We start from the raw sequence: 24,019 nt of genomic DNA, 5'->3' as shown, positions 1-24,019 counted from the left end.
GGACACCCGGTGGTGGCGGGTTCGCCGCAGGCGGGGTGTCGCCAACCGGCGGCCGTGTGGCCACCGCGAGGGGGGTGTCGGCGACCGTTGGCGCCGCGCGCGCAGAGGACAGGCGGGGGGCGACCGTTGGCGCCGCGCTCGCAGCGGGCGGCCGGTGGGCAGCCGGTAGCGGCTGGCTCGCCCGGGGTGGGACGTGGACGGCCGGTGGTGGCGGGTTCGCCGCAGGCGGGGTGTCGCCAACCGGCGGCCGTGTGGCCACCGCGAGGGGGGTGTCGGCGACCGTTGGCGCCACGCGCGCCGAAAGCGGCCGGTGGGCAGCCGGTAGCTGCCGGCTCGCCGCAGGCGGGACGTGCGCGGTCGATGGTCGCGGGCCCGCCGAAGACGACGGAGGGGATCCGATGAGACTGCACCGGCTGGACGTCACCGCCTTCGGGCCCTTCGGCTCATCCCAGACCGTCGACTTCGACGAGCTGTCGGCCGCCGGGCTCTTCCTGCTGCACGGGCCCACGGGCGCGGGCAAGACGTCCGTCCTCGACGCCGTCTGCTACGCCCTCTACGGATCCGTGCCCGGCGCCCGCCAGTCCGGTCAGGGCATGAGCCTGCGCAGCGACCACGCCGCCACCGGCATCCGTACCGAGGTGCGCCTCGAACTGACCGTCGCCGGACGGCGGTTGGAGATCAGCCGGCAACCCCCGTGGGAGCGCCCCAAGAAGCGCGGCTCGGGCAGCACGCTCGACAAGGCGCAGAGCTGGCTGCGCGAGTACGACGCCACCGCCGGCACCTGGAAGGACCTCAGCCGCTCCCACCAGGAGATCGGCGAGGAGATCACCCAACTGCTGGGCATGAGCCGCGAGCAGTTCTGCCAGGTCGTGCTGTTGCCCCAGGGCGACTTCGCCCGCTTCCTGCGCGCCGACGCCGAGGCACGCGGCCGCCTGCTGGGCCGTCTCTTCGACACCCACCGCTTCGCCGAGGTCGAAAAACGCCTCGCCGAACGCCGCCGCGCCACCGAGGCCCAGGTCCGCGAGGGCGACGCCGAGCTGCTCGCCGACGCCCACCGCATGCAGCAGGCGGCCGGTGACGCCATGCGGCTCCCGGACGCGGCCCCCGGCGAGCCCGGTCTCGCCGACGCCGTCATGGCCGCGGCCGCCGTCGCCCGCAGCACCGCGCGCGAACAGCTCACCATCGCCCACAGCCGCCTCGCCGCCGCCGAGTCCGCCCAGGCCGCCGCCGAGCACACCCTGGCCGACGTACGCGAACTGGCCCGGCTCCAGCAGCGGTACGCCCAGGCGCGGGAGCGGGCCGCGCTGATGGAGGCGCGCTCCGACGGCTACCGGCAGGCGCAGGCCCGCATGGAGCGGGCCCGCAAGGCGGAGGCCGTCGCGCCCGCGCTGGAGCTGCGGGAAGCCGCCGACGCCGAGCACCACAGGGCGGCCGCCGCACAGGCACGCACGCGTGTCCTGCTGCCGGACACCTACGCGGACGCCGGCGCGGCCGGGCTCGCGGCCGCCGCCCGCCGGGCCGCCGAGGAACTGGGCGGCCTGGAGTCGGCGCGACGCGGCGAACAGCGCCTGGCCGAACTCACCGCGGAGCGCACGCGCCTGGACCGTCAGGAGCGCGCCGACGAGGACGTCCTCCAGGAAGCCGACGCCTGGCTGGCCGGCTGGGAGACCGTCCGCGCGGGGCTGCAGGCCCGCATCGACTCAGCCCAGGAGGCCGCTGCCCGCGCCGAACAGCTGGGCGTCCAGCGGGAACCCGCGCAGAAGCGGCTCAACGCGGCACGGATGCGGGACCAGTTGGCCGGCGACACCGACACCGTCGCCGAGCAGGTCCGCCTCGCCCGGGAACAGGCCCTCACCGCCAAGGCGCACTGGCTCGACGTCAAGGAGCAGCGCCTGAACGGCATCGCCGCCGAACTCGCCGCCCAGCTGACCGACGGCCGCCCCTGTGCCGTCTGCGGCGCCACCGAACACCCCGCCCCCGCGCGCAAGGACGCCGGCCACGTCGACCGGGAGGCAGAGGAGCAGGCGCTCGCCGCCTACCAGGTGGCCGAGGAGCGGCACAGCGAGCAGGAACGGCGCCTGGGCGTCGTACGGGAGGCGCTGGCCGCCGCCACCGCGGAGGCGGGCGACGCCCCCACCGCGCGACTCGCCGAGGCGGCGGAGGAGTTGGAGCGGCTCTGGGCCACGGCCCGGCACGAGGCCTCGGCGCTGCACCCGGCGCACGAGGAACTGCGGCGGGCCGAGGCCGAGCACGAGCAGCGCACCGCCGACCGGCAGCAGGCGGCGGTCCGGGCCGCCGCCAGGGTCGGGCACCGCGAGCGGCTCGACCAGGAACGGGTCCTGCTGGAGGCGGAGTTGGCCCAGGCGCGTGGCACCGCCGACAGTGTGGCCGCGCGGGTCACGCAGTTGGAGCGGCAGGTCGCTCTGCTCACCGACGCCGCCGACGCCGCCCGGGCCGCCGAGGACACCGCCCAGCGGCTCAAGGACGCCGACGCCCGGCTCGCGGACGCCGCCTTCCGGGCGGGCTTCGACACCCCGCAGGCCGCGGCCGCCGCCCTCCTCGACGACGCGGCCCACCGCGACCTCCAACGGCGGCTCGACGCCTGGCAGTCGGAGGAGGCGGCCGTGCGCGCCGTCCTCGCCGAGCCCGAGACAGCGGCCGCCGACCGGCAGCCGCCCGCCGACCTCGCGGCGGCCGAGGAAGCGGCCACCCGCGCCGCCCGGCGGGTGCGCGACGCGGCCTCCGCGCGCGACGCCGCCGCCCGCCGCTGCGACGACCTCGACCGGCTCTCCGCGCGCGCGGCCGTCTCCGTACGGCGACTCGCCCCGCTGCGCGAGGAGTACGACCGGGTGGCCCGCCTCGCCTCGCTCGCCGCGGGCACCTCGGCGGACAACGAACGCAAGATGCGCCTGGAGTCCTACGTCCTGGCGGCCCGGCTGGAGCAGGTCGCCGCCGCCGCGACCGTCCGGCTGCTGCGGATGTCCTCCGGCCGCTACACCCTGGTGCACTCCGACGACCGGGCCGGGCGCGGCCGCAGCGGGCTCGGACTGCATGTCGTGGACGCGTGGACCGGCCGGGAGCGGGACACCGCCACGCTGTCCGGCGGCGAGACCTTCTTCGCCTCGCTCGCCCTCGCCCTCGGCCTCGCGGACGTCGTCACCGACGAGGCCGGCGGGGTCCGCCTGGACACCCTCTTCATCGACGAGGGCTTCGGCAGCCTCGACGACCAGACCCTGGACGAGGTCCTCGACGTCCTGGACTCGCTGCGTGAACGCGACCGCAGCGTCGGCATCGTCAGCCACGTCGCCGACCTGCGGCGGCGCGTCCACGCCCAGTTGGAGGTCGTGAAGGGCAGAGCGGGCTCGTCGCTGCGCCAGCGCGGGACCGGGTGAGTCAGCGGCCCAGCGGGCGGCGGGGGACGGGCGAGGAGTAGACGACGTTGGTGGTCACCGAACCCAGCGTGCCGATCTTGCCCGACACCTCCTCCAGGTGTCTCATCGAGCGGGCGGCGACCTTGATCACGAAGCAGTCGTCGCCCGTGACGTGATGGGCCTCCAGAATTTCCGGCGTCACCTCCACGAGGTCGTGGAACGGCTTGTAGTTGCCGTTCGGGTACCGCAGCCGCACGAACGCCAGGATCGGCAGCCCCAGCCGGTCCGGGTCGACGACCGCCGCGTACCCCTGGATCACCCCGGCCTCCTCCAGTCGCCGTACCCGCTCGGTCACCGCGCTCGGGGACATGGCGACGGCACGGGCCAGCTCGGCGAAGCTGGCCCGGCCCTCCCGCTGGAGGACGTCGAGGATGCGCCAGTCGGTGGCGTCCGGGGAAAACGTGGTCATCCCCGAGGGATAGCAGGGGATTCCCCGGCGGATCAAGCCCATCGCCGGGGAGAGCGCCTTCAGGATCATGATCGGCGACCGTAGATTTCCAGTCGTGGAGTCACAGCCCACAAGAACCGCCACCCACGAGAACCGCTACGGCAGATGCCACCAGAACCGCCACGGAGGCCACCGCATGACCACCAGCATCCCCACCCCCACCGCCCACCCCGTCCTGCGCGTCGCCCCCGCGGCTCCTGCCGAGGCCGCCGCCTACTTCCGCGCGAGCCTCGCCTTCCACGCCGATGTCTCCGACGTGGCCGCCGCCCTCGCCGCGGGTGGCGACCCGGGCTTCGTCGTCCTCGACTCCCGCTCCACCGAGTCCTGGGACCAGGGCCACATCCCCGGCGCCGTCCATCTGCCGACCGCGCTCATCCCCGAGCAGGCCGAGCAGCTCCTCGACAGGAACGTGCCGGTCGTGACGTACTGCTGGGGCCCCGGCTGCAACGGCGCCACCCGTTCCGCGCTGGCCCTCGCCGAACTCGGCTACCAGGTCAAGGAGATGCTCGGCGGCTTCGAGTACTGGGTGCGCGAGGGCTTCGCGTACGAGACCTGGGAGGGCGAGGAGCGCCGGGACGCCGACGCGCTGACGGCACCGGTGGACGCGGCGAACTGCGGCTGCTGACAGGGGTGATAGTCGGGGGAGGGCCCTTGCTGCTCGACCAGGTGCTCCGGGTGGCCGTGGGTGGCGCCGTGACTGAATCCGACGTTCCGGTCTGTGGGATGCGCCGACGCGGGCTGTCATGCACGCGGTAGATTCCGCGCCATGGTGCGATACGCGGAGCCGGGCGTGGCGGAGTGGGTGGAATCGGGCGGCGGGCCGCTGATAGCGGTGCCGGAGACGGTCCTGCCGTTCTGGGCCGGCGCCGACGGCGACGAGCTGGCCTCGGACTACGACCGGGCCTGCGAGGTGGACGGGTACGTCGGACTGCTGCCCGTCGGCGACAGCGCGGCCCTGGTGCTCGGCGACGAGCCCGCCTCCACCACCTATCTGCCGGACCACGGCATCTTCGTACGCTGGTCCGCGGGGGAGTCCGAGGAGGAGCTGCTCGCCGAGGTGCCGGCGGCGCTCGACACCGCGGTGTGGGGACCCGAGGTGGCCTGGAACGTGCCCGGTCCGGTGCTGCTGTTCGACGCCGCGTGGCCCGGCAACGACTCGCTGCGCACCGATCACGTGTGGATCGCGCTGGACCCCGGCCGCTACGCGGTGCGCGCGGCCCATGTCCGGCCCGGACCGGAGACCTGGCTGGGACTCGTACAACTCAGGCCCCTCGCGCCGGGATAACCACGTGCGTCGCGGGCGTGACCCGACCATCATGGTCGTCCATGCCCCGACTCCCGCACCCCGCCCCCGAAGAGCTCCGCCGTGACCCGCTGCCCCTGCGCGGGCGGACCGCACTGGTCACCGGTGCCAGCAGACGGGACGGCATCGGACACGCGGTCGCCCGTCGGCTGGCCGCCTACGGGGCGAGCGTCTATCTGCACCACCATGTGCCGCACGACGCCGCCCAGCCCTGGGGCGCCGACCGCCCCGAGGAGGTCGTGGCCTCCGTGCGCGCGGCGCTCGGGGACCCCGACGCGAGCGTTCTCGCGGGGCCCGGTGACCTGTCCGACCCGGCCGCGCCCGCCGCACTGATCGACACCGCCGCCACCGCGCTCGGCGGCCGCCTCGACATCCTCGTCGCCAACCACGCCCTCAGCGGCAGCGACGGCACCCTCTTCGAGATCGACGCCGTCATGCTCGACGCGCACTGGGCGGTCGACACCCGCTCGGTGCTGCTGCTCGTCCAGGCCTACGCCCGGCACCGGTCGGACACCGACGGCGGTGGCCGCGTGGTGATGATGACCTCGGGGCAGGACCTCTCGGGCGGCATGCCCGGCGAGATCGCCTACGCCCTCCAGAAGGGCGCCCTCGCCTCCGTCACCCGCTCGTTGTCGACCACCCTCGCCGAGCGGGCGATCACGGTGAACACCGTCAACCCGGGCCCCGTGGACACGGGTTACCTGACCGGTGAGGCGTACGAGGCGGTGGCCGCGATGTTCCCCGCCGGCCGCTGGGGCATGCCCGACGACCCCGCCCGCCTCATCGCCTGGCTGGCGACGGACGAGGCGGGCTGGGTCACCGGGCAGGTGATCGACTCGGAGGGCGGGTTCCGGCGCTGACCGTGACGGCCCGCGGCTCGGTCAGAGCGCGGAGAGCTCGTCCACCAGGTCGTCCAGGCCGAGGGAGCCCTGTGAGAGGGCCGCCATGTGCCAGGCCTTGAGGTCGAAGGCGTCCCCGTGCCGGCGGCGCGCGTTCTCCCGGCCCAGCAACCAGGCCCGCTCGCCCAGCTTGTAGCCGATCGCCTGCCCCGGGATCGTCAGATAGCGGGTCAGCTCGCTCTCCACGAAGTCCGCCGGACGGCTGCTGTGCGCCCCGAAGAACTCCTGCGCCAGCTCCGGTGTCCAGCGCTCACCCGGGTGGAACGGCGAGTCCGCCGGGATCTCCAGCTCCAGATGCATGCCGATGTCCACGATGACCCGCGCCGCCCGCATCATCTGCGCGTCGAGGTAGCCGAGCCGCTGCTCCGCGTCGGTGAGGAAGCCGAGCTCGTCCATCAGCCGCTCCGCGTACAGCGCCCACCCCTCGGCGTTGGCGCTGACGATGCCGACCGTGGCCTGGTAGCGGGAGAGGCTGTCGGCGACGTGCACCCACTGGGCGAGCTGGAGGTGATGGCCCGGCACGCCCTCGTGGTACCAGGTCGACACCAGGTCGTACGCCGGGAAACGGGTCTGGCCCATCGTCGGCAGCCAGGTCCGTCCCGGGCGGGAGAAGTCCTCCGAGGGGGGCGTGTAGTACGGGGCCGCCGCACCGCCGGGCGGGGCGATGCAGGACTCCACCTTCCGTACCCGCTCGGCGAGTTCGAAGTGCGTGCCGTCGAGCGAGTCCATCGCCTGGGACATCAGCCCCTGCAACCACTCCCGCACCTCGTCGACGCCCTCGATGTGCAGGCCGTGCTCGTCGAGGTGCGCGAGCGCCGCCCAGGGCGTCTCGGCGCCGGGGAGGATCTTCTCGGCCTCCTTCTTCATCTCGCCGAGCAGCCGGTGGTACTCGGACCAGCCGTAGGCGTACGCCTCGTCCAGGTCGAGGTCGGTGCCGTTGAAGTAGCGCGACCAGCGGGCGTAGCGCTCCCGGCCGACCGTGTTCGGCGCGCCCTCGATCGCCGGCGCGTAGACGTCCCGCATCCAGTCCCGCAGCTCGGCGACGGCGGCGGTCGCGGCGCGCGCGGCCTCGTCCAGCTCGGTGCGCAGCGCCTCGGGGCCGGCCGCCGCGAAGTCCTCGAACCAGCCACGCCCCGCATCCGTGCCCGCCCACTCGGTGAGCTGTTCGACGAAGGTGGCGGTCGGGCGCGGAGCCGCGTACAGCTTGCGCTCCAGACCCAGCGCGAGGGACTCGCGGTACCCGGCGTACGCCGCCGGTACGGCACGCAGCCGCTCGGCGATCGCGGCCCAGTCCTCGTCCGTCTCCTGCGGCGTCACGGTGAACACCTCACGCACCGAGTGCGCGGCCGTCGCCATGTTGCCGACCGAGCGCAGACCCTCGTCCGCCTCGTGCACGGCCAGTTCCGCGGTCAGCCGCTCCCGCAGCAGCCGGGCGCAGCGCCGCTCGCTGTCACTGTCCGCGCCGGGCTGCCGCTCGGCCTCGTCGAGCCGGGCGAGGGTGGCCCGCCCCAGCTCCGCGAGCGCCTCCTGGCCCGCCGGCGAGGTGTCGGGCAGACGGTTCGAACTCTCCTTCACACCGAGGTAGGTACCGGTGATCGGGTCGAGGGCGATGAGGGCGTCGACATAGGCGTCGGCCACCTCGCGGGGCAGCGCACTGTTGGTCTGAGACATGCGGACCATCCTCGTACGAGGGGCCGCCGCACGTCACGCGGATTGAGCCGAGGGCGTAGGAGGCAGCAGGGGGCCGCAGTCCCACTGCTGGAAGATCAGCCGGGTCTCCACCCGGGCCACCTCGCGATGGGCCGTGAACTCGTCGAGGACCAGCCGTTGCAGGTCCGTCATGTCCGCGACCGCGACATGGACGAGATAGTCGTCGGGGCCCGTCAGATGGAAGACGGTCCGGGACTCCGCGAGCGCCCGGATCCGCTCCACGAACGGCCCCACCAACTCCCGCCGATGCGGCCTGACCTGCACGGACAGCAGCGCCTCCAGGCCGCGCCCCAGCTTCGCCGGATCCAGCCGCAGCTGATGCCCGAGGATCACGCCCGCCCGGCGCAGCCGGGTCACCCGGTCCAGACAGGTCGACGCCGCGACCCCCACCTGGGCGGCGAGGTCGCGATAGGTGGTCCGAGCGTCGTTCTGCAGCAGCCGCAGAAGATGAAGGTCCACCGGATCCAGTACGACAGATTCGGCCATCGGCCGAACGTAGCACGGTGTTCGACGCGCATGACCCGGCCGGTGTTCACCCTTGCCCGCATGGAGACGACGCCTGTGCCCACGAGAGCCCTGGCCACCGAGGCCGTCCACGCCGGCCGCGACGACCTCGCCCGGCAGGGACTGCACGCCCCGCCCATCGACCTGTCGACGACCTACCCCTCGTACGACAGCCGCGGCGAGGCCGCCCGTATCGACGCCTTCGCCGCCACCGGCGCCGAGCCGGAGGGGCCGCCGGTCTACGGCCGGCTCGGCAACCCGACCGTCGCCCGTTTCGAGACCGCCCTCGCCCGGCTGGAGAACACCGAGGCGTCGGTGGCCTTCGCCAGCGGGATGGCCGCCCTGAGCGCGGTCCTTCTCGTACGGGCCTCCCTCGGCCTGCGCCATGTCGTCGCCGTCCGCCCCCTGTACGGGTGCAGCGACCACCTGCTGACCGCCGGACTCCTCGGCTCCGAGGTGACCTGGACCGACCCGGCCGGCATCGAGGAGGCGCTGCGCCCCGACACCGGCCTGGTCATGGTCGAGTCCCCGGCGAACCCCACGCTGGCCGAGGTGGATCTGCGGGCGGTGGCCCACGCCTGCGGTTCCGTGCCGCTGCTCGCCGACAACACCTTCGCCACGCCCGTCCTCCAGCGCCCGGCCGAACTGGGCGCCCGGCTGGTGCTGCACAGCGCCACCAAGTACCTCGGTGGGCACGGTGACGTGATGGCGGGCGTGGTGGCCTGCGACGAGGAGTTCGCCGGACGCCTGCGGCAGGTCCGGTTCGCCACCGGCGGCGTCCTGCACCCGCTGGCCGGTTACCTGCTGCTGCGTGGCCTGTCCACCCTGCCGGTGCGCGTCCGCGCCGCCTCCGAGAACGCCGCCGAACTCGTCCGCCGCCTCGCCGCCGACCCCCGGGTCGCCCGCGTGCACTACCCGCGCATCGGCGGCGCCATGATCGCCTTCGAGGTCCACGGCGACCCCCACGAGGTCATCGCCGGCGTGCGCCTGATCACCCCGGCGGTCAGCCTCGGCAGCGTCGACACCCTCATCCAGCACCCGGCGTCGATCAGCCACCGCATCGTGGACGCGGACGACCGGCGTGGAGCCGGGGTGAGCGACCGGCTGCTGCGGATGTCGGTGGGCCTGGAGGACGTCGAGGACCTGTGGGCGGACCTCGACAACGCCCTGGGGACGGCGTACCCCGGCAGCGGCGCGGGGAGCCGCGCGACCACCCACGCCGCACCCGCGCCCGCCGTCAGCCAGTAGGCCGACTCAGCTCCTGCGGCGCTCGGGCGTACTCGCGTGCGCCGCGGCGTCCTGCGCGGTCAGGCGCGCCGTGATGACGAGGGTCCCCTCCTCGATCTGATAGTCGAGGGGGAGGCCCAGCCCCCGCATGGCGGCCACCATCCCGGTGTTGGACGCCTGCGTCACGGCGTACACGCTCTCGCAGCGCGCCTCGACCGCCAGTCGCACCAGCCTACGCAGCAACTCGCTGCCGATACCGCGCCGTTGCCACTCGTCCTCGACGAGCAGCGCCACCTCGGTCTCGTCCCCGTCCCACAGCAGATGGCCGAGCCCGACCAGCCGCCCCGACGTCGTCTGCACGGCGAGCGTCCGCCCGAACCGCGGGCTGAGCAGGTGGTTCAGATAGCGGTCCGCGTCGCCGACCGGCCCGTGGTAGCGCAGCCCCAACGTCCGTGTACTGCACCGCTCGTGCATCGCCTTCGCCGCCTCCAGGTCGCCGACGTCGGCCCGGCGCACGGTGATGTCGTTGCCCTCGGGCAGCGTCAGCACGTCCTGACTGCGCGGCATCCGCGGCCCGAGCACCGCGTCCAGCTCCACCAGCGCTCGCGCCCGAGCGAACTCGGTCGGGGTGAACGGCAGATACGGCCGCTCCACGGTGATCTCCCCGCCCTCCGGGGCCCGCAGCCGCATCACGGACTCCTCCAGCGAGCCCTCGGCGGGCACGGCCCGCGCATCCGTGCGGGCGGGCGACTGGCGGATGGTGCAGCGGCCCAGCAACTGCCGCAGCGCCAACGGCAGTTCCGCCGCGTCCAGTGCGGTGCGGGCCGCCAGTCCGAGCACCCGGGTCGGTGCGTCGACCAGGTCGTGGGCGTCGGCCCGCTCGATCCACGTCCCGGTGCCGCCGGCCAGCGAGACGGCCCGCGTGATCTCGGCGGCATCGAGTTCGCCGGGCGCCCGCAGCAGGAACTCGTCCACCGTGCCCTCGGCCAGCGGATGCGTCTGGAGGCTCAGGATGTCCACCCGGTGGTGGGCCAGCGCCGTGCACAGCGCGGCCAGCGACCCGGGGGCGTCGCGCACCGTCGTCCGCATCCGCCACAGCGTGCTCGCGCCTGCCTCGGCGGACGGCTGCCCGGCCTGCTCCGAGGGGAGTGGCCGGGCGCCGGTATCGGTGTCGCCGACCGGCGGTGCGTGACCGTGGCGCCGTGCCCACCAGGTGTGGAACGCCGCCGTGACGACCAGCAGGACGGCGGAGATCAGCAGCAGCGCCGGACCGTCGGGGCCGTGACCGACCAGGTTGGCGACGGCGTCCGCCACCGCGACGGCCGTGAACAGCGCGGCGAGCTCGATGACGTCCCGCCGCCAGTGGTGGACCGGACGACCGTGCCTCGCGCGCGTCACATCAGACATGTCTCGACTCATGCAGCCACTGTGAAGGAACGGTGTTGCGTGATCACGAACGCTTTGTGACCGGGCGGTAAAGCCTGGATCCGGGTGCTTGTGCCGATTTGTTCGCGGTTGTACGACCTGGAGGTGTGTCAGGCGGTCGCCTCCCGTGCCGACGCACTGCGATCGGCCCGACCTGCGAAGACGCTCAGCTCGCCGGACATTCGCAGATGGTCGCGGGCAGGCGCGCGACGGGCCGCGCACCGGGGGATGACGCCGGGACGCGGCCCGCCTTCGAGGGTACGGGAGTTACTGGCCCACGCGCCCCGGTTGGAGCACCTGGGTGAACAGCACGGTGCCGTCCGACTCGCGCAGTCGGACCGTCAACTCGCCACTGTCACCGTCGATGTCGACCTCGCCGAAGAACTGGTAGCCGCCGGCCGGCGAGACGTTCGCGGTCGTCGGCGCCTTGACGAACACCCGCTCGGGACCGAACGTGCTGTCCAGCGTGTTGGCCGGGAAGGCGCCCGCGTTGAGCGGCCCGGACACGAACTCCCAGAACGGCTCGAAGTCCGTGAAGGCCGCCCGGGACGGCTGGTAGTGCTGGGCCGAGGTGTAGTGCACGTCGGCGGTCAGCCACACCGTGCCGGTGATCCGCCGGTGCTTGATGAAGCGCAGCAGTTCGGCGATCTGCAACTCTCGCCCGAGCGGGGCGCCGGGGTCGCCCTGCGCGACCGCCTCGATGTTCGCCCTGCCCTCGGTCGTGTCGGGCACGACGAGGCCGAGCGGCATGTCGGAGGCGATCACCTTCCACACCGCCCGCGAGCGCGACAACTCACGCTTGAGCCAGTCGAGTTGCTCACGGCCGAGAATGCCCTGCGGGTCCACGGTCTGGTCGTCGGGCGAGTTGGCGTTCCGGTACGTCCGCATGTCCAGCACGAACACGTCCAGCAGCGGGCCCTGCCGCAGCACTCGGTGGACGCGGCCCTCTCGTGCCCCGGGCCGCAGCGTGGAGATGGGGAAGTACTCGCTGAACGCGCGCCGGGCCCGCGCCGCCAGCACGTCGACGCGCTTCTCGGTGTAGCGGGCGTCGGAGTCCAGGATCGTCTGGCCCGGGTACCAGTTGTTGCGCACCTCGTGGTCGTCCCACTGGATGATCGAGGGGACCTGGGCGTTGAAGCGCCGGAGGTTGTCGTCGAGCAGGTTGTAGCGGAAGTTGCCGCGGAACTCGGCCAGCGTCTCGGCGACCTTGGACTTCTCCTCGGTGGTGATGTTCCGCCAGACGCTGCCGTCGGGCAGCGTGACGGACTCCGAGATCGGGCCGTCTGCGTAGATGTTGTCGCCACTGCACAGGAAGAAGTCGGGGTCCAGCTCGGCCATCGCGTCGTAGATCCGGTAGCCGCCGAAGTCCGGGTTGATGCCCCAGCCCTGTCCCGCGAGGTCCCCGGACCAGACGAAACGCACCCCGTCGCGACGCCGGGCGGAGGCCGTGCGGAACGTGCCGACCACCGGCTCACCCGTACGGCGCGGGTCGTCCGGGTCGGCCAGTCGCACCCGGTAGTGGATCTGTTCGCCGGGCGGCAGACCGTGCAGCCGGGTGGTGCCGGTGAAGTCCGTGTCCGCGCCGAGCAGCGGGCCGTGCCATCTGCGGGCGTTGCGGAACGACTCGGTCGCGGAGGTCTCGACGATCATGCGCGCCGGCCGGTCGGACCGGACCCACACCAGCCCCGAGTCGGCGCTCACGTCGCCCGTCTGCACACCCCACCCCGCCTCGGGGCGCCCCGACAGGGCGAACGCCGGTGCGGAACCGGCCACCGCGGGCAGAGTCAGGGCCGCCGACGCGACAAGGGAACCGCGCAGGACGGTACGGCGGTCGGGGAGTGGACGATGTGACATGGATGCGCCTCCAAGGACGGGATCCGGCCAGTGTGCGATGCCACACCTACTCGTACGCCGCAGCGCGCACGCGAACCACAGGTGAACAACTGACCGCGGACGCGGGGGAATGGGCGTGCGGGGCGACGCGGTGGAGCGGTACGACGGTCCCCGCGCGGGGGCCCCGACCCCGGGCGCCGAGCGGTCGGACGTCGCTCAGCTGCATCCGCCTGCTTGTCTGTGCCCTGTTGCCACCCTCCCGCCTGCCAGGTGATGCTCGCCTGTGACGCCCGACAGGCAGCGGCCACTGTGTGATGCCTGTCCGTGTGACGCCCGGCACGCACACTTGGCGCGCGCGACGCACGGCTGGTGCCCGCCACGCACGCCCGCCGCCCGCGACGCCGCCTCCCCCTGCCGGCAGATGCCCGCCGTTCCGCATCCACGCCGCGACGAGCACGCCGCCCCGGCCAGCGCCCCCCGGCCGCCCCCCTCACCGACCCCTCGCCTCCGCCATCAGCCGTACCCCTTCGCGAATCCGCGCGGGGGAGAGGTGGGCGTAGCCGATCACGAGCCGGGTCTCCGCCGTGGGGTCGGGGCGCGTGTGCGTGCAGTCGGACAGTGGACGTACCGCCACCCCGGCCGCGGTCACGCGCGCGAGGAACGCCTCCTCGGGGCCGTACCGTTTCGGCAGCGTGGCGATGACGTGCAGTCCCGCCGCGATCCCGGACACCCGTGCGCCGGGGAAGTGCTCCTCCAGCGCGGCCACGAGCGCGTCCCGCCGCTCACGGTAGGCGCGCTGGCAGCGACGCAGCTGGCGGTCGTAGTCGCCGCGTTCCACGAACCGGGCGAAGAGCGCCTGGTCCAGGGTGGGGTGACCGAGGTCCATGGTCCGCTTGCGCTCGATCACCTGCTCGGCGAGGGACTCCGGCACGAGGAGCCAGCCGAGCCGCAGGCCCGGGGCGAGGGACTTGCTGACGGATCCCGCGTAGGCCACGTGCTCGGGGTCGAGCCCTTGGAGCGCGCCGACCGGGGCGCGGTCGTAGCGGAAGTCGCCGTCGTAGTCGTCCTCCATGATCAGGCCGTTCACGGACCGGGCCCAGTCGAGCAGTTCGGCGCGACGGCGCGCGGAGTAGGCGATCCCGGTGGGGTACTGGTGGGCGGGCGTCGTGACCACGGCACGCACGCCCGAGGCCTGCAACGGCCCGACGGCGAGCCCCTCGTCGTCCACCGGCAGGGGTACCGCGCCGACGCCGGCGGCGGCGTACAGGTCGTCGTGCTGGGGGCTGCCGGGGTCCTCGACGCCCACCTCGCGCAGCCCGCGCGCGTGGAGCGCGAAGCCGAGCAGGGTCGATGCCTGGGCGACCCCGGACACCACCACGATCCGCTCGGGGTCGGCGACCACGCCCCGGCGGCGGGCGAGGAGTTCGGCCAGGGCGGTGCGCAGCCGGGGCAGGCCCCGCGGATCGGGATAGCCGAGCTCGTGGTGCGGCAGCTCCGCCAGCACGCCGCGCTGTGCCGCGGCCCAGGCAGCGCGCGGGAACAGGGAGAGGTCGGGCGTCCCGGGTACGAAGTCCGCGCGGGCGCCGGGGGAGCGCGGCGCGAGATCACGCGCGCGTGGCCGCGCGGAACGGACCGCCCCGCCCACCCAGGTCCCCGCGCCCCGCCCGCTGCGCAGATACCCCTCGGCCGTCAGCTGCTCGTACGCCTCCGTGACCAGTCCGCGCGACACACCGAGGTCCCGGGCCAGGTCCCGGCTGGAGGGCAACCGGGTCCCCGGTACGAGCCGACCCGACCGCACGGCCTCCCGCAACGCCGTCTGGAGGGCACGCCCACGCGCGCGTGCCGGCGCGGAGACGGCGGGGAGCAGCACCTCCCAGGCGACGGACCCGGCCCCTTCGCTCACCGGGACTCCAGCCCCGCCGCTCACCTCGGCCCCGACCTGTTCACCTGCACCCGTACGCGCGCCCCGCTGCCGATTGGTCTCCGATGAGGTCATGGAAGTGGACCTTAATGCGGACCACTGAGCTGCCTAGCGTCGCTCCCATGAATGCCACCACCACCCGCGGGGCTCTTCTCGCCGCACTCGCCTGCGTACTCGTGGGCGCCTCCTTCACGGCCAACAGCGTCCTCGGCGACTACCCGTACGCGGGTGGTCAGTTCCTGCGCTACGGGCTCGCCTGTCTGCTGCTCCTGCCTCTCGCCGGACGGGACGCGACGGCGAGGTTGCGGGCGCTCGCGCCCCGGCGGTGGCTGCGCCTGGCGCTGCTCTCGGCCGTGGGCATGGTCGGCTTCAACATGGCTGTCCTCGCGGCGGAGCGCACGGCCGAACCCGCCGTCCCCGGGGTCTTCGTGGGCTGTGCGCCGGTCGTGGTGGCCGTCCTCGTGCCCGTCCTGGACGGGCGCAGGCCCCAACGCGCCGTCCTGTACGGCGCGTTGCTCGTGGCGGCCGGTGCCTGCACGGTCCAGGGCTGGGGGCGGACGGACGGCGCCGGGCTGGCGTTCTCGGTGTGCGCGCTGGCCGGGGAGGTCGGCTTCGCGGTCCTCGCGGTGCCCGTGCTGCGCCCCCTGGGCCCGCGGCTGCTGTCGGCGACGGTGTGCGCCATCGCCGCGCTGGAGTGCCTGGTGGCCGGGCTGCTTGTGGACGGCACGGCGTGGTTGCGGCGGCCCGACGGGACCGAGACCGCCGCGCTGCTGTGGCAGGCGGCGGTCGTCACGGTCGTCGGGTTCGTGTGCTGGTACATGGGCATGCAGCGGATCGGCGCGGAGCGCGCCACGCTGTTCTCCGGCCTCATCCCGGTCGCCGCCGCCTGCACCGCCCCGCTCGTCGGTACCGGCTCCTACGGCGCCGCCCAGGCCGTCGGCAGCGCCCTCGTGGGCGCCGGGGTCGCCCTCGGCGCCTGCGCTCCGCCGAGGTCAGCGGCTGCCGTCGAGGATCACGCGCGCGACGAGCGCCGGGTCGTCGTTCATCGGGCAGTGGCCGCAGCCGGGCAGGCGCACGAGACGGGCCCCGGGGATGACCTGCTTGGCCCGCACCCCCTGCCGACGCAGGAGCAGCCGGTCCTTGCTGCCCCAGGCCACGGTGACCGGCACCCCGGGCACGTCCTCGACGAACCGTACGGAGCCGCCCGCGCGGAGGGTGTCGGCGAAGCCCGTCGCACGCACCAGGGCCAGCGTCTCGGCGACCACGGCCTCGGGTGAACGCCGGCCCGGGCGGGCGTAGATGGTGCTGGTCAGCGCGGTGCGTCCGGCCGCCGAGCGGGACAGCCGCTCGACCATCGGCAGCGGCATCCGCAGGGCTATCCCGCGCATCGCGAGCAGCACGGTGAAGGCGTAGCGGCGCTCGGCCTCCGACCAGAAGCCCGCCGGGGACAGGGCGGTGACGGACCGCACGAGCTTCTCCCGGCCGAGTTCCAGGGCGAGCAGACCGCCGAGCGAGTTGCCCGCGACATGCGGCCGGTCGAGCTCCAGGGCCTCGCAGAAGGCGCCGAACACGGAGGTCGTGGTGGTGAGGTCGTAGCCGAGTCCGTCGGGCAGTCCCGGGGACGCCCCGAAGCCGGGCAGGTCCACGGCGATGACGTCGCGTTCGGTGGCGAGGATGTCCACGACCGGGTCCCAGGCCTGCCGGTGGTGGCCGATGCCGTGCAGCAGGAGCAGCGGCTCGCCGCTGCCCACGCGCGCGTAGTCGACGGTCACGGTCCGCGGGCCGTGCGGGGAGGGGACGTCGAACGAGACGGTTTCGGCCATGGGCGTGTACTCCTCGGCTGAGACAGGGATGGGCGGGAGGGGCGGCGTGTAGACAGCTTGTCAGCAATTACTACCGACGGGTAGCCCCTTCCGTGGGGCGCGCCCCCGGCTCGCCTGGACAGGGACCGGCGGGTCGGCTGGGATGGTGTCGTGAGCACCGACACCGTGACCGACGTATTCGAAGAGCACCGTCCCGTCCTGCTGGGCGTCGCCTACCGCATGCTGGGGCGGGTGGCCGACGCGGAGGACGTCGTGCAGGAGGCCTGGCTGCGCTGGTCCGGCGCGGACCGCGACGAGGTGCGCGAACCGCGCGGCTATCTGGTGCGTGTCACGACCCGCCTCGCCATCGACCGACTGCGCCAGGTCAAGGCGCGCAACGAGGCGTACGTCGGGCCCTGGCTGCCGGAGCCGTACGTCACCGACTTCGGGGACACCGTCCCCGACACCGCCGAGCGTGCCGTGCTCGCCGACTCCGTCTCCCTCGCGGTCCTCGTCGTCCTGGAGTCCCTCTCGCCGCTGGAGCGGGCGGTGTTCGTGCTCAGGGAGGCCTTCGGCTACCCGTACGCCGAGATCGCCACCATGCTCGACCGGGGCGAACCGGCGGTGCGTCAGCTCGCCGGGCGGGCCCGCAAGCACGTCGAGGAGCGGCGCCCCCGCTACGACGTCGACCCCGTGCAGCGCCGTGACCTCACCGAACGCTTCCTCGCCGCCGCGGCGGACGGCGACCTGGAGGGGCTCATGACGATGCTGGCCCCGGACGTGCGCCTCGTCGGCGACAGCGGCGGCAAGTCGAGGGCCCCGCTCCGCGTCATCGACACCGCGGACAAGGTCGGACGCTTCCTCGTCGGCGCCGCGCGCAAGGGCGTCCCGGACCTGTCGTACCGCTTCATGGAACTCAACGGCGGTCCCGCGGTGCTCATGCTGTCCGGGGACAAGCCCGACTCGGTGTTCCAACTGGACGTCGTCGACGGCCGGATCCAGTCCGTGTACATCGTGCGCAACCCCGACAAGCTCCAGGCGCTCACCGCGTAGCCGGCGCCCCCCGCCAAGCCCCCGTTTCGCGACGGGGGCTTTGCCGTCATGTCACGAGGAGCCGCTCGCGCGAACGCCTCGTGAACGCTGCGCCGCGCCGTACCTGTCAGGTCGGCAAGGGATCGAGGATTGGTCTTGACCAAGGGTGGGGGCCGCCCTATGGTCGCAGAGAAGTGCAACAACCTTTAATAAACAAGGGCGCTAAAACGCCGCCGGACCACGGCGATCGCGGAGGACAGGGTGGGGACCACGCAGCTGGAACCGGTGCCGGAACCGAAGTACTGGCATCTGAAGACCGTGCTCACCGAGGCACTGGACTCCGAGTTCTCGGTGGGCGAGATCCTGCCGAACGAGCGGGACCTCGCCGCTCGGTTCGGCGTCGCCCGCGCCACGCTCCGCCAGGCCCTCGAGCAACTCGAACTGGAGGGCCGGCTCCAGCGTCGCCGCGGTGTCGGCACGACCGTCGCCCCGCCCCGCGTGGGCGTCGCCGTCGGCACCCAGGAGCAGGTCTGGCCGGGCACCGCGACGGACGCCTGGCAGTGCGTCGACAGCGCGGTGGAGGTGCCCTCGGCGGCCGTCGCCGCGGCGATCGAGACCGGCGCCGACGAGCCCGTGCACGTCGTCCGCCGCTCCCGTATGACGCACGGCCAGCCCGTCGCCGCGGAGCTGCTGTACATCCCGCAGTCGGCGGTGCCCGACCTCTCCGCCATCGACGCCCCGTCCGGCGCCGCACGCGCGCGTGCCGTGCTGCGCGAGCTGCAGCGCCTGGAGCTGGAGGGCCAGGACAGCGCCGTGGAGCTGGGCTCGGCCCGCGCCGACGACGCCAAGGAACTGGACCGGCTGCCCGGCGCTCCCGTCCTCGTCGTGACGACCCGCTTCTTCTCCGAGGGCCGTACCGCCGCGCTGTCCGTCGCCACCTACCGCGCCGACACCTGCCGGCTCACCTTCGGTGACTCCGGCGGCGTGGAGATCCACCAGGACCCGGAGCGCCAGGCGTCCTGACCGCCGTACCGCACACGCCGCGCGCCCCGGCGACACCCGGGGCACGCGGCGTCCCAACGCACCCTCACGACCAGCGGCGGCGCCACGGACCTCGGGAACGCCGGGGACCGCACCGGCATCGGCCGCCCTGTCAGCGCCGGGCCGTCACCGTGCCCTCCACCGCGAAGAGCTGCTCCTCCACATGGTCCAGGGCCAGTCGCAGCGCGCCCGTCGCCACGGCGGCCTCGCCGAGCAGCGACAGGGTCACCCGCGGCGGGCGCAGGCAGTAGCGCGCCAACTCCTGCCGCAGCGGCTCCAGTACGTCGTCCAGGCCGGTCGCCCAGCCGCCGATGACGACGAGTTCGGGGTCGAGGGCGAGGGAGAGCGCGGCCACGTCGTGGACGAGCCGCTGGATGAAGCGGTCGACGGCCGCGCGGGCCCGCCGGTCGCCCTCGCGCGCCTGGGCGAAGACCTCGGCGACGGCCTGCTCGTCCAGCGGATGCAGCGGCTCGTCGGTGGTCGACAGCAGCTTCTCCGGCGTCACCCCGCGCCCCAGCAGATGCAGCGCGCCGATCTCGCCGGCCGCCCCGCCGTACCCCCGGTGCAGCCGCCCGCCGATCAGCGCCCCGGCGCCCGGGCTCAGACCCGCCAGCACGAACACGATGTCGTCGGACTCGGTCGCGGCGCCCTTCCAGTGCTCGGCGACCGCCGCCGCGTTGGCGTCGTTCTCGACCAGGACCGGGCACTTGAAGGAGCGGCTCAGGCGCTCTCCCAGGCGCAGCCCCGTCCACTGCGGAAGCGCGGCGCACAGCCGTACGGTGCCGTCCGCCTCGACGATCCCCGGCGAGGCGACGCCCACCGCCCGCAGCGACTCCCGCGCGACACCGGCCCGCCGCAGCAGTTCGGCCACCGCGGTGCGCAGCCGTTCGAGCCGCTCGTCGGCGGACGCCGTCTCGGTGACGTCCTTGGCGACGGCGCCGAGCACCCGGCCGTCCAGGTCGGACAGGAGCGCGGCGACCCGATGCGGCCCGATGTCCAGGCCCAGCAGATGCCCCGCCTCGGCACGGAACCGGAAGCGCCGAGCGGGCCGCCCCTGCCGTCGCGCGACACTCTCGTCGGCCGCCTTCTCGACGACGTACCCCGCCTCGATCAGCCCCTCGACCACGCCCTCCACGGTCGGCCGGGACAGGCCGGTCACCCGGGTGATCTCGGTCAGCGTCGCGCAGTCCGTGGCACGCAGGGCGTGCAGCACCACCGCGGAATTGATCCTTCGCAGCAGCGAGGGATCCCCGCCGGTCAGCCGCCCCAACGTCCGTCCTCCCAGCTCGTGCGCGTGTTGGCCGGATCGTACTCGGCACGGCGCGGCCCGGCGAGTGCGGGGGCAGCAGAGATCGCTTGCTGTCCCCGGCAGCCGGATGCCACGCATCCCGACCCGTACGCGGCGATCATGGCCTGCGTGCGCCCCCCGCACCCCGAGCCTCGCCGGAACGGCACTGACATCGGCTCCGGCCCGCAGCGCCTCGTAGACGCACTCGTCGTTCACCACCAGATTTTCGTCGGCGCATCGACCGTCGGCAGCACGCGCGCGTGGCCTCGATGCCGTCCAGCGGCGACAGGCGTACGTCTATGGCGACTCCGGCGGGCCGCAGCCGCCGCAATGCTGGCGCACCGTCCCTGCTGATCTCGTTCGTGACCGGGGACGCGGCGAGCGGTGCCACGGACTTCCCCCCGGATCATCCGGACCGGGCCGGTCAGGTCGTCTGCACGCGTCGTACGACGGCCCGTTGGGGCCGTGGACCGGACTCGGGGTGACTGCGCTGTGGACGACGGCGGCGGTCCTGGCGGAGGCGGGGAGCGTACGGTGCCGGACGTCTGACGGCACGTCGGTTGTCAGTGGGGCGGGGTTTACTGGACCGCATGGACATCGCACGGTGCCTCGCCACGATCGACCTGCTGTGCGCCCGGGACTTCCCCGAGGCGCCCGGCAGGACCGACTTCGGCACGGCGGGACCCGGTTACCACATAGCCGAGTTGGCGACGAGCGGTGACTTCCACGAGGACGACGGCACGGAGCGGGAGGAGACCGAGGCGCAGTACGAGGCGGACCGGGACGGCCTGGCCGAGCGGCTGACCGAGCGGTGGGGCGCGGCGGATCCCGTCAGCCTGTACAGCGTCTTCGAGCGGTCCATGCTGGGCGAGGAGATCGCGGAGCCGTGGGCCTCGCTCAGCGGGCACGTGCCCGACGTCCACCTGTGGAAGGCGCCGGACACGGGACGCTGGATAGCGCTCGGCGTCTCCCAGTGGGACAGGGAGCTGCCGTTCCAGCTCCTGGCCGTCGTCACCGACGTCGCCCCCGAGTGAGCCTCGCCGGCAACGCCAGGGCTGTCGGTCTAGCCCTCCGCCGCGAGCCGTAGCCTGGCGAACTCCTCGGCCATGGTCGCCGCGGTCCAATGGGCGTTGAGCCCGCTGGGGTTGGGCAGCACCCACACCCGCGTGTCCCCGATCAGCCGCTCCTGCGGCCCCACCCGGGCCTTCTTGTCCTCGAACGCCGCGCGGTACGCGGTGACCCCGACCACGGCCAGCCAACGCGGCCGCAACCGCGCCACCTTCAGCGCCAGTTGCCGTCCGCCCTCGCGGTACTCCTCCGCGCTCAGCTCGTCCGCCCGCGCGGTCGCCCGGGCCACCACGTTGGTGATGCCGAGCCCGTAGGAGAGCAACTCCTCCTGCTCGGACGGCTTCAACAGGCGGGGCGTGAACCCGGACAGGTGCAGCACCGGCCAGAAGCGGTTGCCGGGACGGGCGAAGTGGTGGCCCGTCGCGGCGGTCATCAGGCCGGGGTTGATGCCGCAGAACAGCACCCGCAGGCCGTCCGCGACCACGTCCGGGACGAGCCGGTCGCGGGCGGCCTCCAGCTCCGCCTGGGTGAAGCGCGTCATCGTGTCGGAGCCGTCACAGGATCGCGCCGGGCGCGTAGCCCGCGGCCTGGGGGTGCTGCTTCACGATCTCCTCGATCCGGCCGACGACCACACCGACCTGGTCGGCGGCGGCACCCGTGAAGGACAGCTTGTCGGCCATCAGCGCGTCCAGCTCCGCCCGGTCGAGCGGGATGCGCTCGTCCGCGGCCAGCTTGTCGAGCAGCTCGTTGCGCTCGGCCCCCTGCTCGCGCATCGCCAGCGCGGAGGCGACGGCGTTCTCCTTGATCGCCTCGTGCGCGAGCTCACGGCCGACGCCGGCCCGCACCGCGCCCATCAGCACCTTGGTGGTGGCGAGGAACGGCAGGTAGCGGTCCAGCTCACGCGCCACCACGGCCGGGAAGGCACCGAACTCGTCGAGCACCGTCAGGAACGTCTCCAGCAGGCCGTCCAGGGCGAAGAACGCGTCCGGCAGCGCGACCCGGCGCACCACCGAGCAGGACACGTCGCCCTCGTTCCACTGGTCGCCCGCCAGCTCACCGGTCATCGAGGCGTAGCCGCGCAGGATGACCATGAGTCCGTTGACCCGCTCGCAGGACCGCGTGTTCATCTTGTGCGGCATCGCCGAGGAGCCGACCTGACCGGGCTTGAAGCCCTCGGTCACCAGCTCGTGCCCGGCCATCAGCCGGATCGTCTTCGCCAGCGAGGACGGCGCCGCCGCGAGCTGCACCAGCGCGGTGACGACCTCGTAATCCAGGGAGCGCGGGTAGACCTGGCCCACCGAGGTGAACGCCTGCGAGAAGCCGAGGTGACCGGCGATCCGGTGCTCCAGGTCCGCCAGCTTCGAGGCGTCCCCGCCGAGCAGGTCCAGCATGTCCTGCGCGGTGCCGACCGGGCCCTTGATACCGCGCAGCGGGTAACGGCCCAGCAGCTCCTCCACGCGGCCGTAGGCCACGAGCAGCTCGTCGGCGGCGGTCGCGAAACGCTTGCCGAGGGTCGTGGCCTGCGCGGCCACGTTGTGCGAGCGGCCGGCCATGACCAGCTCGCCGTACTCACCGGCCAGCTTGCCCAGGCGCGCCAGCACGGCCACCGTACGGTCGCGCATCAGCTCCAGGGAGAGCCGGATCTGGAGCTGCTCGACGTTCTCGGTGAGGTCGCGCGAGGTCATGCCCTTGTGGACCTGCTCGTGCCCGGCGAGGTCGTTGAACTCCTCGATGCGGGCCTTCACGTCGTGGCGCGTGACCTTCTCGCGCTCGGCGATGGAGGCCAGGTCGACGGTGTCGAGGACGCGCTCGTAGTCGGCGATCGCCTCGTCCGGCACCTCGATCCCGAGGTCCTTCTGGGCCCGCAGCACGGCGAGCCAGAGCTGCCGCTCCAGCTTCACCTTCTGCTCGGGCGACCAGAGCGTGGAGAGCTCGGCGGAGGCGTAGCGTCCGGCGAGGACGTTCGGGATGCGGGGCTTGGCGGGAGCGGAAGTCACGTAGACGGATTCTACTGGCGGTTCGTGCAGGCCAGCGCCATGGGTGGCTTCGGCGGAACCTACGAGACGTGCGTCACGCCAGGTCGGACCGGCGGGGCGGGCCAGTCAGACCGCCGGTGCCTCGCAGGAGACAGCGCACGTAAGACCGCCGGTCGTCCGTGGGCCGGGCGGTCGGTCCGTCGTAGGCCATGCGAGCAGCCCCTCGCAGGTCAGGTCAGCTCGGGTCCTCGTACGGCAGCAGGTCCGGACGCTTCGGCGGCAGTCCGTCGCCGGAGGACCGGCCGGTGAGGCGCCGCGCGATCCACGGCAGCAGGTGCTGCCGGGCGAACCGTACGTCCGCGATCCGACGCGCGGCCCACCCCGGCGGCACCGTGGCCGGCATCGGCATGTGCCAGTCCCTGTCCTCGGGGTCGTAACCCAGCTTCTGCCAGACCGCCTCCGCGACCCGGCGGTGCCCCTCGGCCGTCAGGTGCAGCCGGTCCACGTCCCACAGGCGCGGGTCACCGAGGGACGGCGCCCCGTACAGGTCGACGACGATCGCGCCGTGCTTCTCGGCCAGCTCGTCGACGCAGGCGAACAGCTCCTCCATGCGCGGCCGGAAACGCTCCAGGACCGGCCCCTGACGACCCGGGCTGCGCATCAGCACCAGCTCCTGGCACGCCGGGGCGAGCCGCTCCACGGCCTCGGTCAGCAGCGCGCGCACCCGGTTCATGTCGCACTTGGGGCGGAGGGTGTCGTTGAGCCCGCCCACCAGCGTGATCACGTCGGGGCGCATGGCCACGGCCACGTCGACCTGCTCCTCGACGATCTGCTGGATCAGCTTGCCGCGCACCGCGAGGTTCGCGTACCGGAAGCCGGGCGTCACGGCGGCCATCCGGCCGGCCAGGAGATCGGCCCAGCCCCGGTAGGAGCCGTTCGGGAGCAGGTCGGACATGCCCTCGGTGAAGGAGTCTCCGAGGGCGACGAGGCTGGTGTGTGCGGGGTTCTTCTGCATGGCGGAGAAAATGCTAACCCGTTCACATACCCGACGGTCGGTCGGCCTCCCGCGGCCCCGGCCCACGCGGACGGGCCACCGGCGCCACGGCGGGAA

General features: G+C 73.5%; 19 protein-coding genes and 2 pseudogenes. 10 read left to right on the top strand and 11 right to left on the bottom strand.

Features of this window, described 5'->3' with window-relative positions; all coding sequences use genetic code 11:
* Positions 1-398: 398 nt before the first annotated feature.
* Positions 399-3,392 (top strand): AAA family ATPase, encoded by a 2,994-nt coding sequence (locus ACH41F_RS31130; RefSeq protein ID WP_391236884.1) that lies wholly within the window; start codon positions 399-401, stop codon positions 3,390-3,392.
* 1 nt (position 3,393) lies between these two features.
* Here ACH41F_RS31130 and ACH41F_RS31125 read toward each other — a convergent pair whose 3' ends face one another.
* Complete coding sequence (locus ACH41F_RS31125) at positions 3,394-3,840, bottom strand: winged helix-turn-helix transcriptional regulator (RefSeq protein ID WP_391236882.1); 447 nt, start codon at positions 3,838-3,840, stop codon at positions 3,394-3,396.
* Positions 3,841-4,015: 175 nt separating this feature from the next.
* Between ACH41F_RS31125 and ACH41F_RS31120 the strand changes: the two genes are divergently transcribed.
* From ACH41F_RS31120 to ACH41F_RS31110, 3 genes are all read left to right on the top strand, one after another.
* Positions 4,016-4,504, top strand: coding sequence for a rhodanese-like domain-containing protein (locus ACH41F_RS31120; RefSeq protein ID WP_391236879.1), 489 nt, complete (start codon positions 4,016-4,018; stop codon positions 4,502-4,504).
* A gap of 141 nt (positions 4,505-4,645) precedes the next feature.
* Positions 4,646-5,164, top strand: a complete 519-nt coding sequence (locus ACH41F_RS31115) for an immunity 21 family protein (RefSeq protein ID WP_398838446.1) — start codon at positions 4,646-4,648, stop codon at positions 5,162-5,164.
* Positions 5,165-5,205: 41 nt separating this feature from the next.
* Positions 5,206-6,042, top strand: a complete 837-nt coding sequence (locus ACH41F_RS31110) for an SDR family oxidoreductase (RefSeq protein WP_391236873.1) — start codon at positions 5,206-5,208, stop codon at positions 6,040-6,042.
* Positions 6,043-6,063: 21 nt separating this feature from the next.
* Here ACH41F_RS31110 and ACH41F_RS31105 read toward each other — a convergent pair whose 3' ends face one another.
* Together ACH41F_RS31105 and ACH41F_RS31100 are read right to left on the bottom strand one after the other, a co-directional pair.
* A complete protein-coding gene (locus ACH41F_RS31105) occupies positions 6,064-7,752 on the bottom strand; it encodes a DUF885 family protein (RefSeq protein WP_391236870.1) in 1,689 nt (562 codons plus the stop codon).
* A 33-nt stretch (positions 7,753-7,785) separates the two neighbouring features.
* The gene (locus tag ACH41F_RS31100) at positions 7,786-8,277 is read right to left on the bottom strand and encodes an AsnC family transcriptional regulator (protein WP_391236867.1); all 492 of its coding nucleotides are present in this window, start codon (positions 8,275-8,277) and stop codon (positions 7,786-7,788) included.
* Positions 8,278-8,307: 30 nt separating this feature from the next.
* Between ACH41F_RS31100 and ACH41F_RS31095 the strand changes: the two genes are divergently transcribed.
* Entirely contained in the window at positions 8,308-9,543 is a 1,236-nt protein-coding gene (locus ACH41F_RS31095; protein WP_391236864.1) for a PLP-dependent transferase, read from the top strand.
* A gap of 6 nt (positions 9,544-9,549) precedes the next feature.
* On the opposite strand, the gene ACH41F_RS31090 is transcribed toward ACH41F_RS31095, so the two are convergent.
* From ACH41F_RS31090 to ACH41F_RS31080, 3 genes are all read right to left on the bottom strand, one after another.
* Entirely contained in the window at positions 9,550-10,929 is a 1,380-nt protein-coding gene (locus ACH41F_RS31090; protein ID WP_391236861.1) for a GNAT family N-acetyltransferase, read from the bottom strand.
* A 285-nt stretch (positions 10,930-11,214) separates the two neighbouring features.
* Positions 11,215-12,801, bottom strand: a complete 1,587-nt coding sequence (locus tag ACH41F_RS31085) for an alkaline phosphatase D family protein (RefSeq protein ID WP_391236858.1) — start codon at positions 12,799-12,801, stop codon at positions 11,215-11,217.
* A 469-nt stretch (positions 12,802-13,270) separates the two neighbouring features.
* Positions 13,271-14,776, bottom strand: a complete 1,506-nt coding sequence (locus tag ACH41F_RS31080; protein ID WP_398838442.1) for a PLP-dependent aminotransferase family protein — start codon at positions 14,774-14,776, stop codon at positions 13,271-13,273.
* Here ACH41F_RS31080 and ACH41F_RS31075 point away from each other — a divergent pair.
* Positions 14,767-15,612, top strand: a pseudogene (locus ACH41F_RS31075) (DMT family transporter); the annotation flags it as partial. The gene ACH41F_RS31080 and the pseudogene ACH41F_RS31075 sit on opposite strands and share 10 nt — an antisense overlap.
* Before the next feature lie 81 nt (positions 15,613-15,693).
* Here ACH41F_RS31075 and ACH41F_RS31070 read toward each other — a convergent pair.
* Positions 15,694-16,524 carry an alpha/beta fold hydrolase gene (locus tag ACH41F_RS31070; RefSeq protein WP_391236852.1) on the bottom strand — a complete coding sequence of 277 codons (831 nt, stop codon included), beginning with the start codon at positions 16,522-16,524 and terminating at the stop codon, positions 15,694-15,696.
* Between the two features lie 150 nt (positions 16,525-16,674).
* Here ACH41F_RS31070 and ACH41F_RS31065 point away from each other — a divergent pair, with 150 nt between their 5' ends.
* Both ACH41F_RS31065 and ACH41F_RS31060 read left to right on the top strand, forming a co-directional pair.
* Positions 16,675-17,556 (top strand): RNA polymerase sigma-70 factor, encoded by an 882-nt coding sequence (locus ACH41F_RS31065; RefSeq protein WP_391236849.1) that lies wholly within the window; start codon positions 16,675-16,677, stop codon positions 17,554-17,556.
* A gap of 240 nt (positions 17,557-17,796) precedes the next feature.
* Entirely contained in the window at positions 17,797-18,558 is a 762-nt protein-coding gene (locus ACH41F_RS31060; protein WP_391236845.1) for a UTRA domain-containing protein, read from the top strand.
* 130 nt (positions 18,559-18,688) lie between these two features.
* Here ACH41F_RS31060 and ACH41F_RS31055 read toward each other — a convergent pair whose 3' ends face one another.
* Complete coding sequence (locus tag ACH41F_RS31055; RefSeq protein ID WP_391236842.1) at positions 18,689-19,846, bottom strand: ROK family protein; 1,158 nt, start codon at positions 19,844-19,846, stop codon at positions 18,689-18,691.
* A 365-nt stretch (positions 19,847-20,211) separates the two neighbouring features.
* Here ACH41F_RS31055 and ACH41F_RS31050 point away from each other — a divergent pair.
* Positions 20,212-20,405, top strand: a pseudogene (locus ACH41F_RS31050) (ABC transporter permease); the annotation flags it as partial.
* Between the two features lie 49 nt (positions 20,406-20,454).
* Positions 20,455-20,898, top strand: coding sequence for a hypothetical protein (locus ACH41F_RS31045; RefSeq protein WP_398838559.1), 444 nt, complete (start codon positions 20,455-20,457; stop codon positions 20,896-20,898).
* Between the two features lie 29 nt (positions 20,899-20,927).
* Here ACH41F_RS31045 and mug read toward each other — a convergent pair whose 3' ends face one another.
* The 3 genes from mug to ACH41F_RS31030 form a co-directional block, all read right to left on the bottom strand.
* Entirely contained in the window at positions 20,928-21,473 is a 546-nt protein-coding gene (gene mug, locus ACH41F_RS31040) for a G/U mismatch-specific DNA glycosylase (RefSeq protein ID WP_391236837.1), read from the bottom strand.
* Between the two features lie 13 nt (positions 21,474-21,486).
* Entirely contained in the window at positions 21,487-22,929 is a 1,443-nt protein-coding gene (gene purB / locus ACH41F_RS31035; protein WP_398838438.1) for an adenylosuccinate lyase, read from the bottom strand.
* A 214-nt stretch (positions 22,930-23,143) separates the two neighbouring features.
* Positions 23,144-23,923, bottom strand: coding sequence for an SGNH/GDSL hydrolase family protein (locus ACH41F_RS31030; protein ID WP_391236831.1), 780 nt, complete (start codon positions 23,921-23,923; stop codon positions 23,144-23,146).
* Between the last annotated feature and the right edge of the window lie 96 nt (positions 23,924-24,019).

This window comes from Streptomyces sp. NPDC020489 (assembly GCF_044386545.1).
Taxonomy (GTDB): Bacteria; Actinomycetota; Actinomycetes; order Streptomycetales; family Streptomycetaceae; genus Streptomyces.
The sequence above is the reverse complement of the archived record's forward strand: the minus strand, read 5'-3'. Positions and strand labels throughout refer to the sequence as shown.

What these genes read in the sequence shown, in the direction of transcription:
- ACH41F_RS31090 (WP_391236861.1), bottom strand. Translation starts at nt 10,929, where the DNA reads ATGTCTGATGTGACGCGCGCGAGGCACGGTCGTCCGGTCCACCACTGG.
- ACH41F_RS31085 (WP_391236858.1), bottom strand. Translation starts at nt 12,801, where the DNA reads ATGTCACATCGTCCACTCCCCGACCGCCGTACCGTCCTGCGCGGTTCC.
- ACH41F_RS31125 (WP_391236882.1), bottom strand. Translation starts at nt 3,840, where the DNA reads ATGACCACGTTTTCCCCGGACGCCACCGACTGGCGCATCCTCGACGTC.
- ACH41F_RS31110 (WP_391236873.1), top strand. Translation starts at nt 5,206, where the DNA reads ATGCCCCGACTCCCGCACCCCGCCCCCGAAGAGCTCCGCCGTGACCCG.
- ACH41F_RS31115 (WP_398838446.1), top strand. Translation starts at nt 4,646, where the DNA reads ATGGTGCGATACGCGGAGCCGGGCGTGGCGGAGTGGGTGGAATCGGGC.
- ACH41F_RS31120 (WP_391236879.1), top strand. Translation starts at nt 4,016, where the DNA reads ATGACCACCAGCATCCCCACCCCCACCGCCCACCCCGTCCTGCGCGTC.
- ACH41F_RS31045 (WP_398838559.1), top strand. Translation starts at nt 20,455, where the DNA reads ATGGACATCGCACGGTGCCTCGCCACGATCGACCTGCTGTGCGCCCGG.
- mug (WP_391236837.1), bottom strand. Translation starts at nt 21,473, where the DNA reads ATGACGCGCTTCACCCAGGCGGAGCTGGAGGCCGCCCGCGACCGGCTC.
- ACH41F_RS31095 (WP_391236864.1), top strand. Translation starts at nt 8,308, where the DNA reads ATGACCCGGCCGGTGTTCACCCTTGCCCGCATGGAGACGACGCCTGTG.
- ACH41F_RS31030 (WP_391236831.1), bottom strand. Translation starts at nt 23,923, where the DNA reads ATGCAGAAGAACCCCGCACACACCAGCCTCGTCGCCCTCGGAGACTCC.
- ACH41F_RS31070 (WP_391236852.1), bottom strand. Translation starts at nt 16,524, where the DNA reads ATGGCCGAAACCGTCTCGTTCGACGTCCCCTCCCCGCACGGCCCGCGG.
- ACH41F_RS31105 (WP_391236870.1), bottom strand. Translation starts at nt 7,752, where the DNA reads ATGTCTCAGACCAACAGTGCGCTGCCCCGCGAGGTGGCCGACGCCTAT.
- ACH41F_RS31080 (WP_398838442.1), bottom strand. Translation starts at nt 14,776, where the DNA reads ATGACCTCATCGGAGACCAATCGGCAGCGGGGCGCGCGTACGGGTGCA.
- ACH41F_RS31130 (WP_391236884.1), top strand. Translation starts at nt 399, where the DNA reads ATGAGACTGCACCGGCTGGACGTCACCGCCTTCGGGCCCTTCGGCTCA.
- ACH41F_RS31100 (WP_391236867.1), bottom strand. Translation starts at nt 8,277, where the DNA reads ATGGCCGAATCTGTCGTACTGGATCCGGTGGACCTTCATCTTCTGCGG.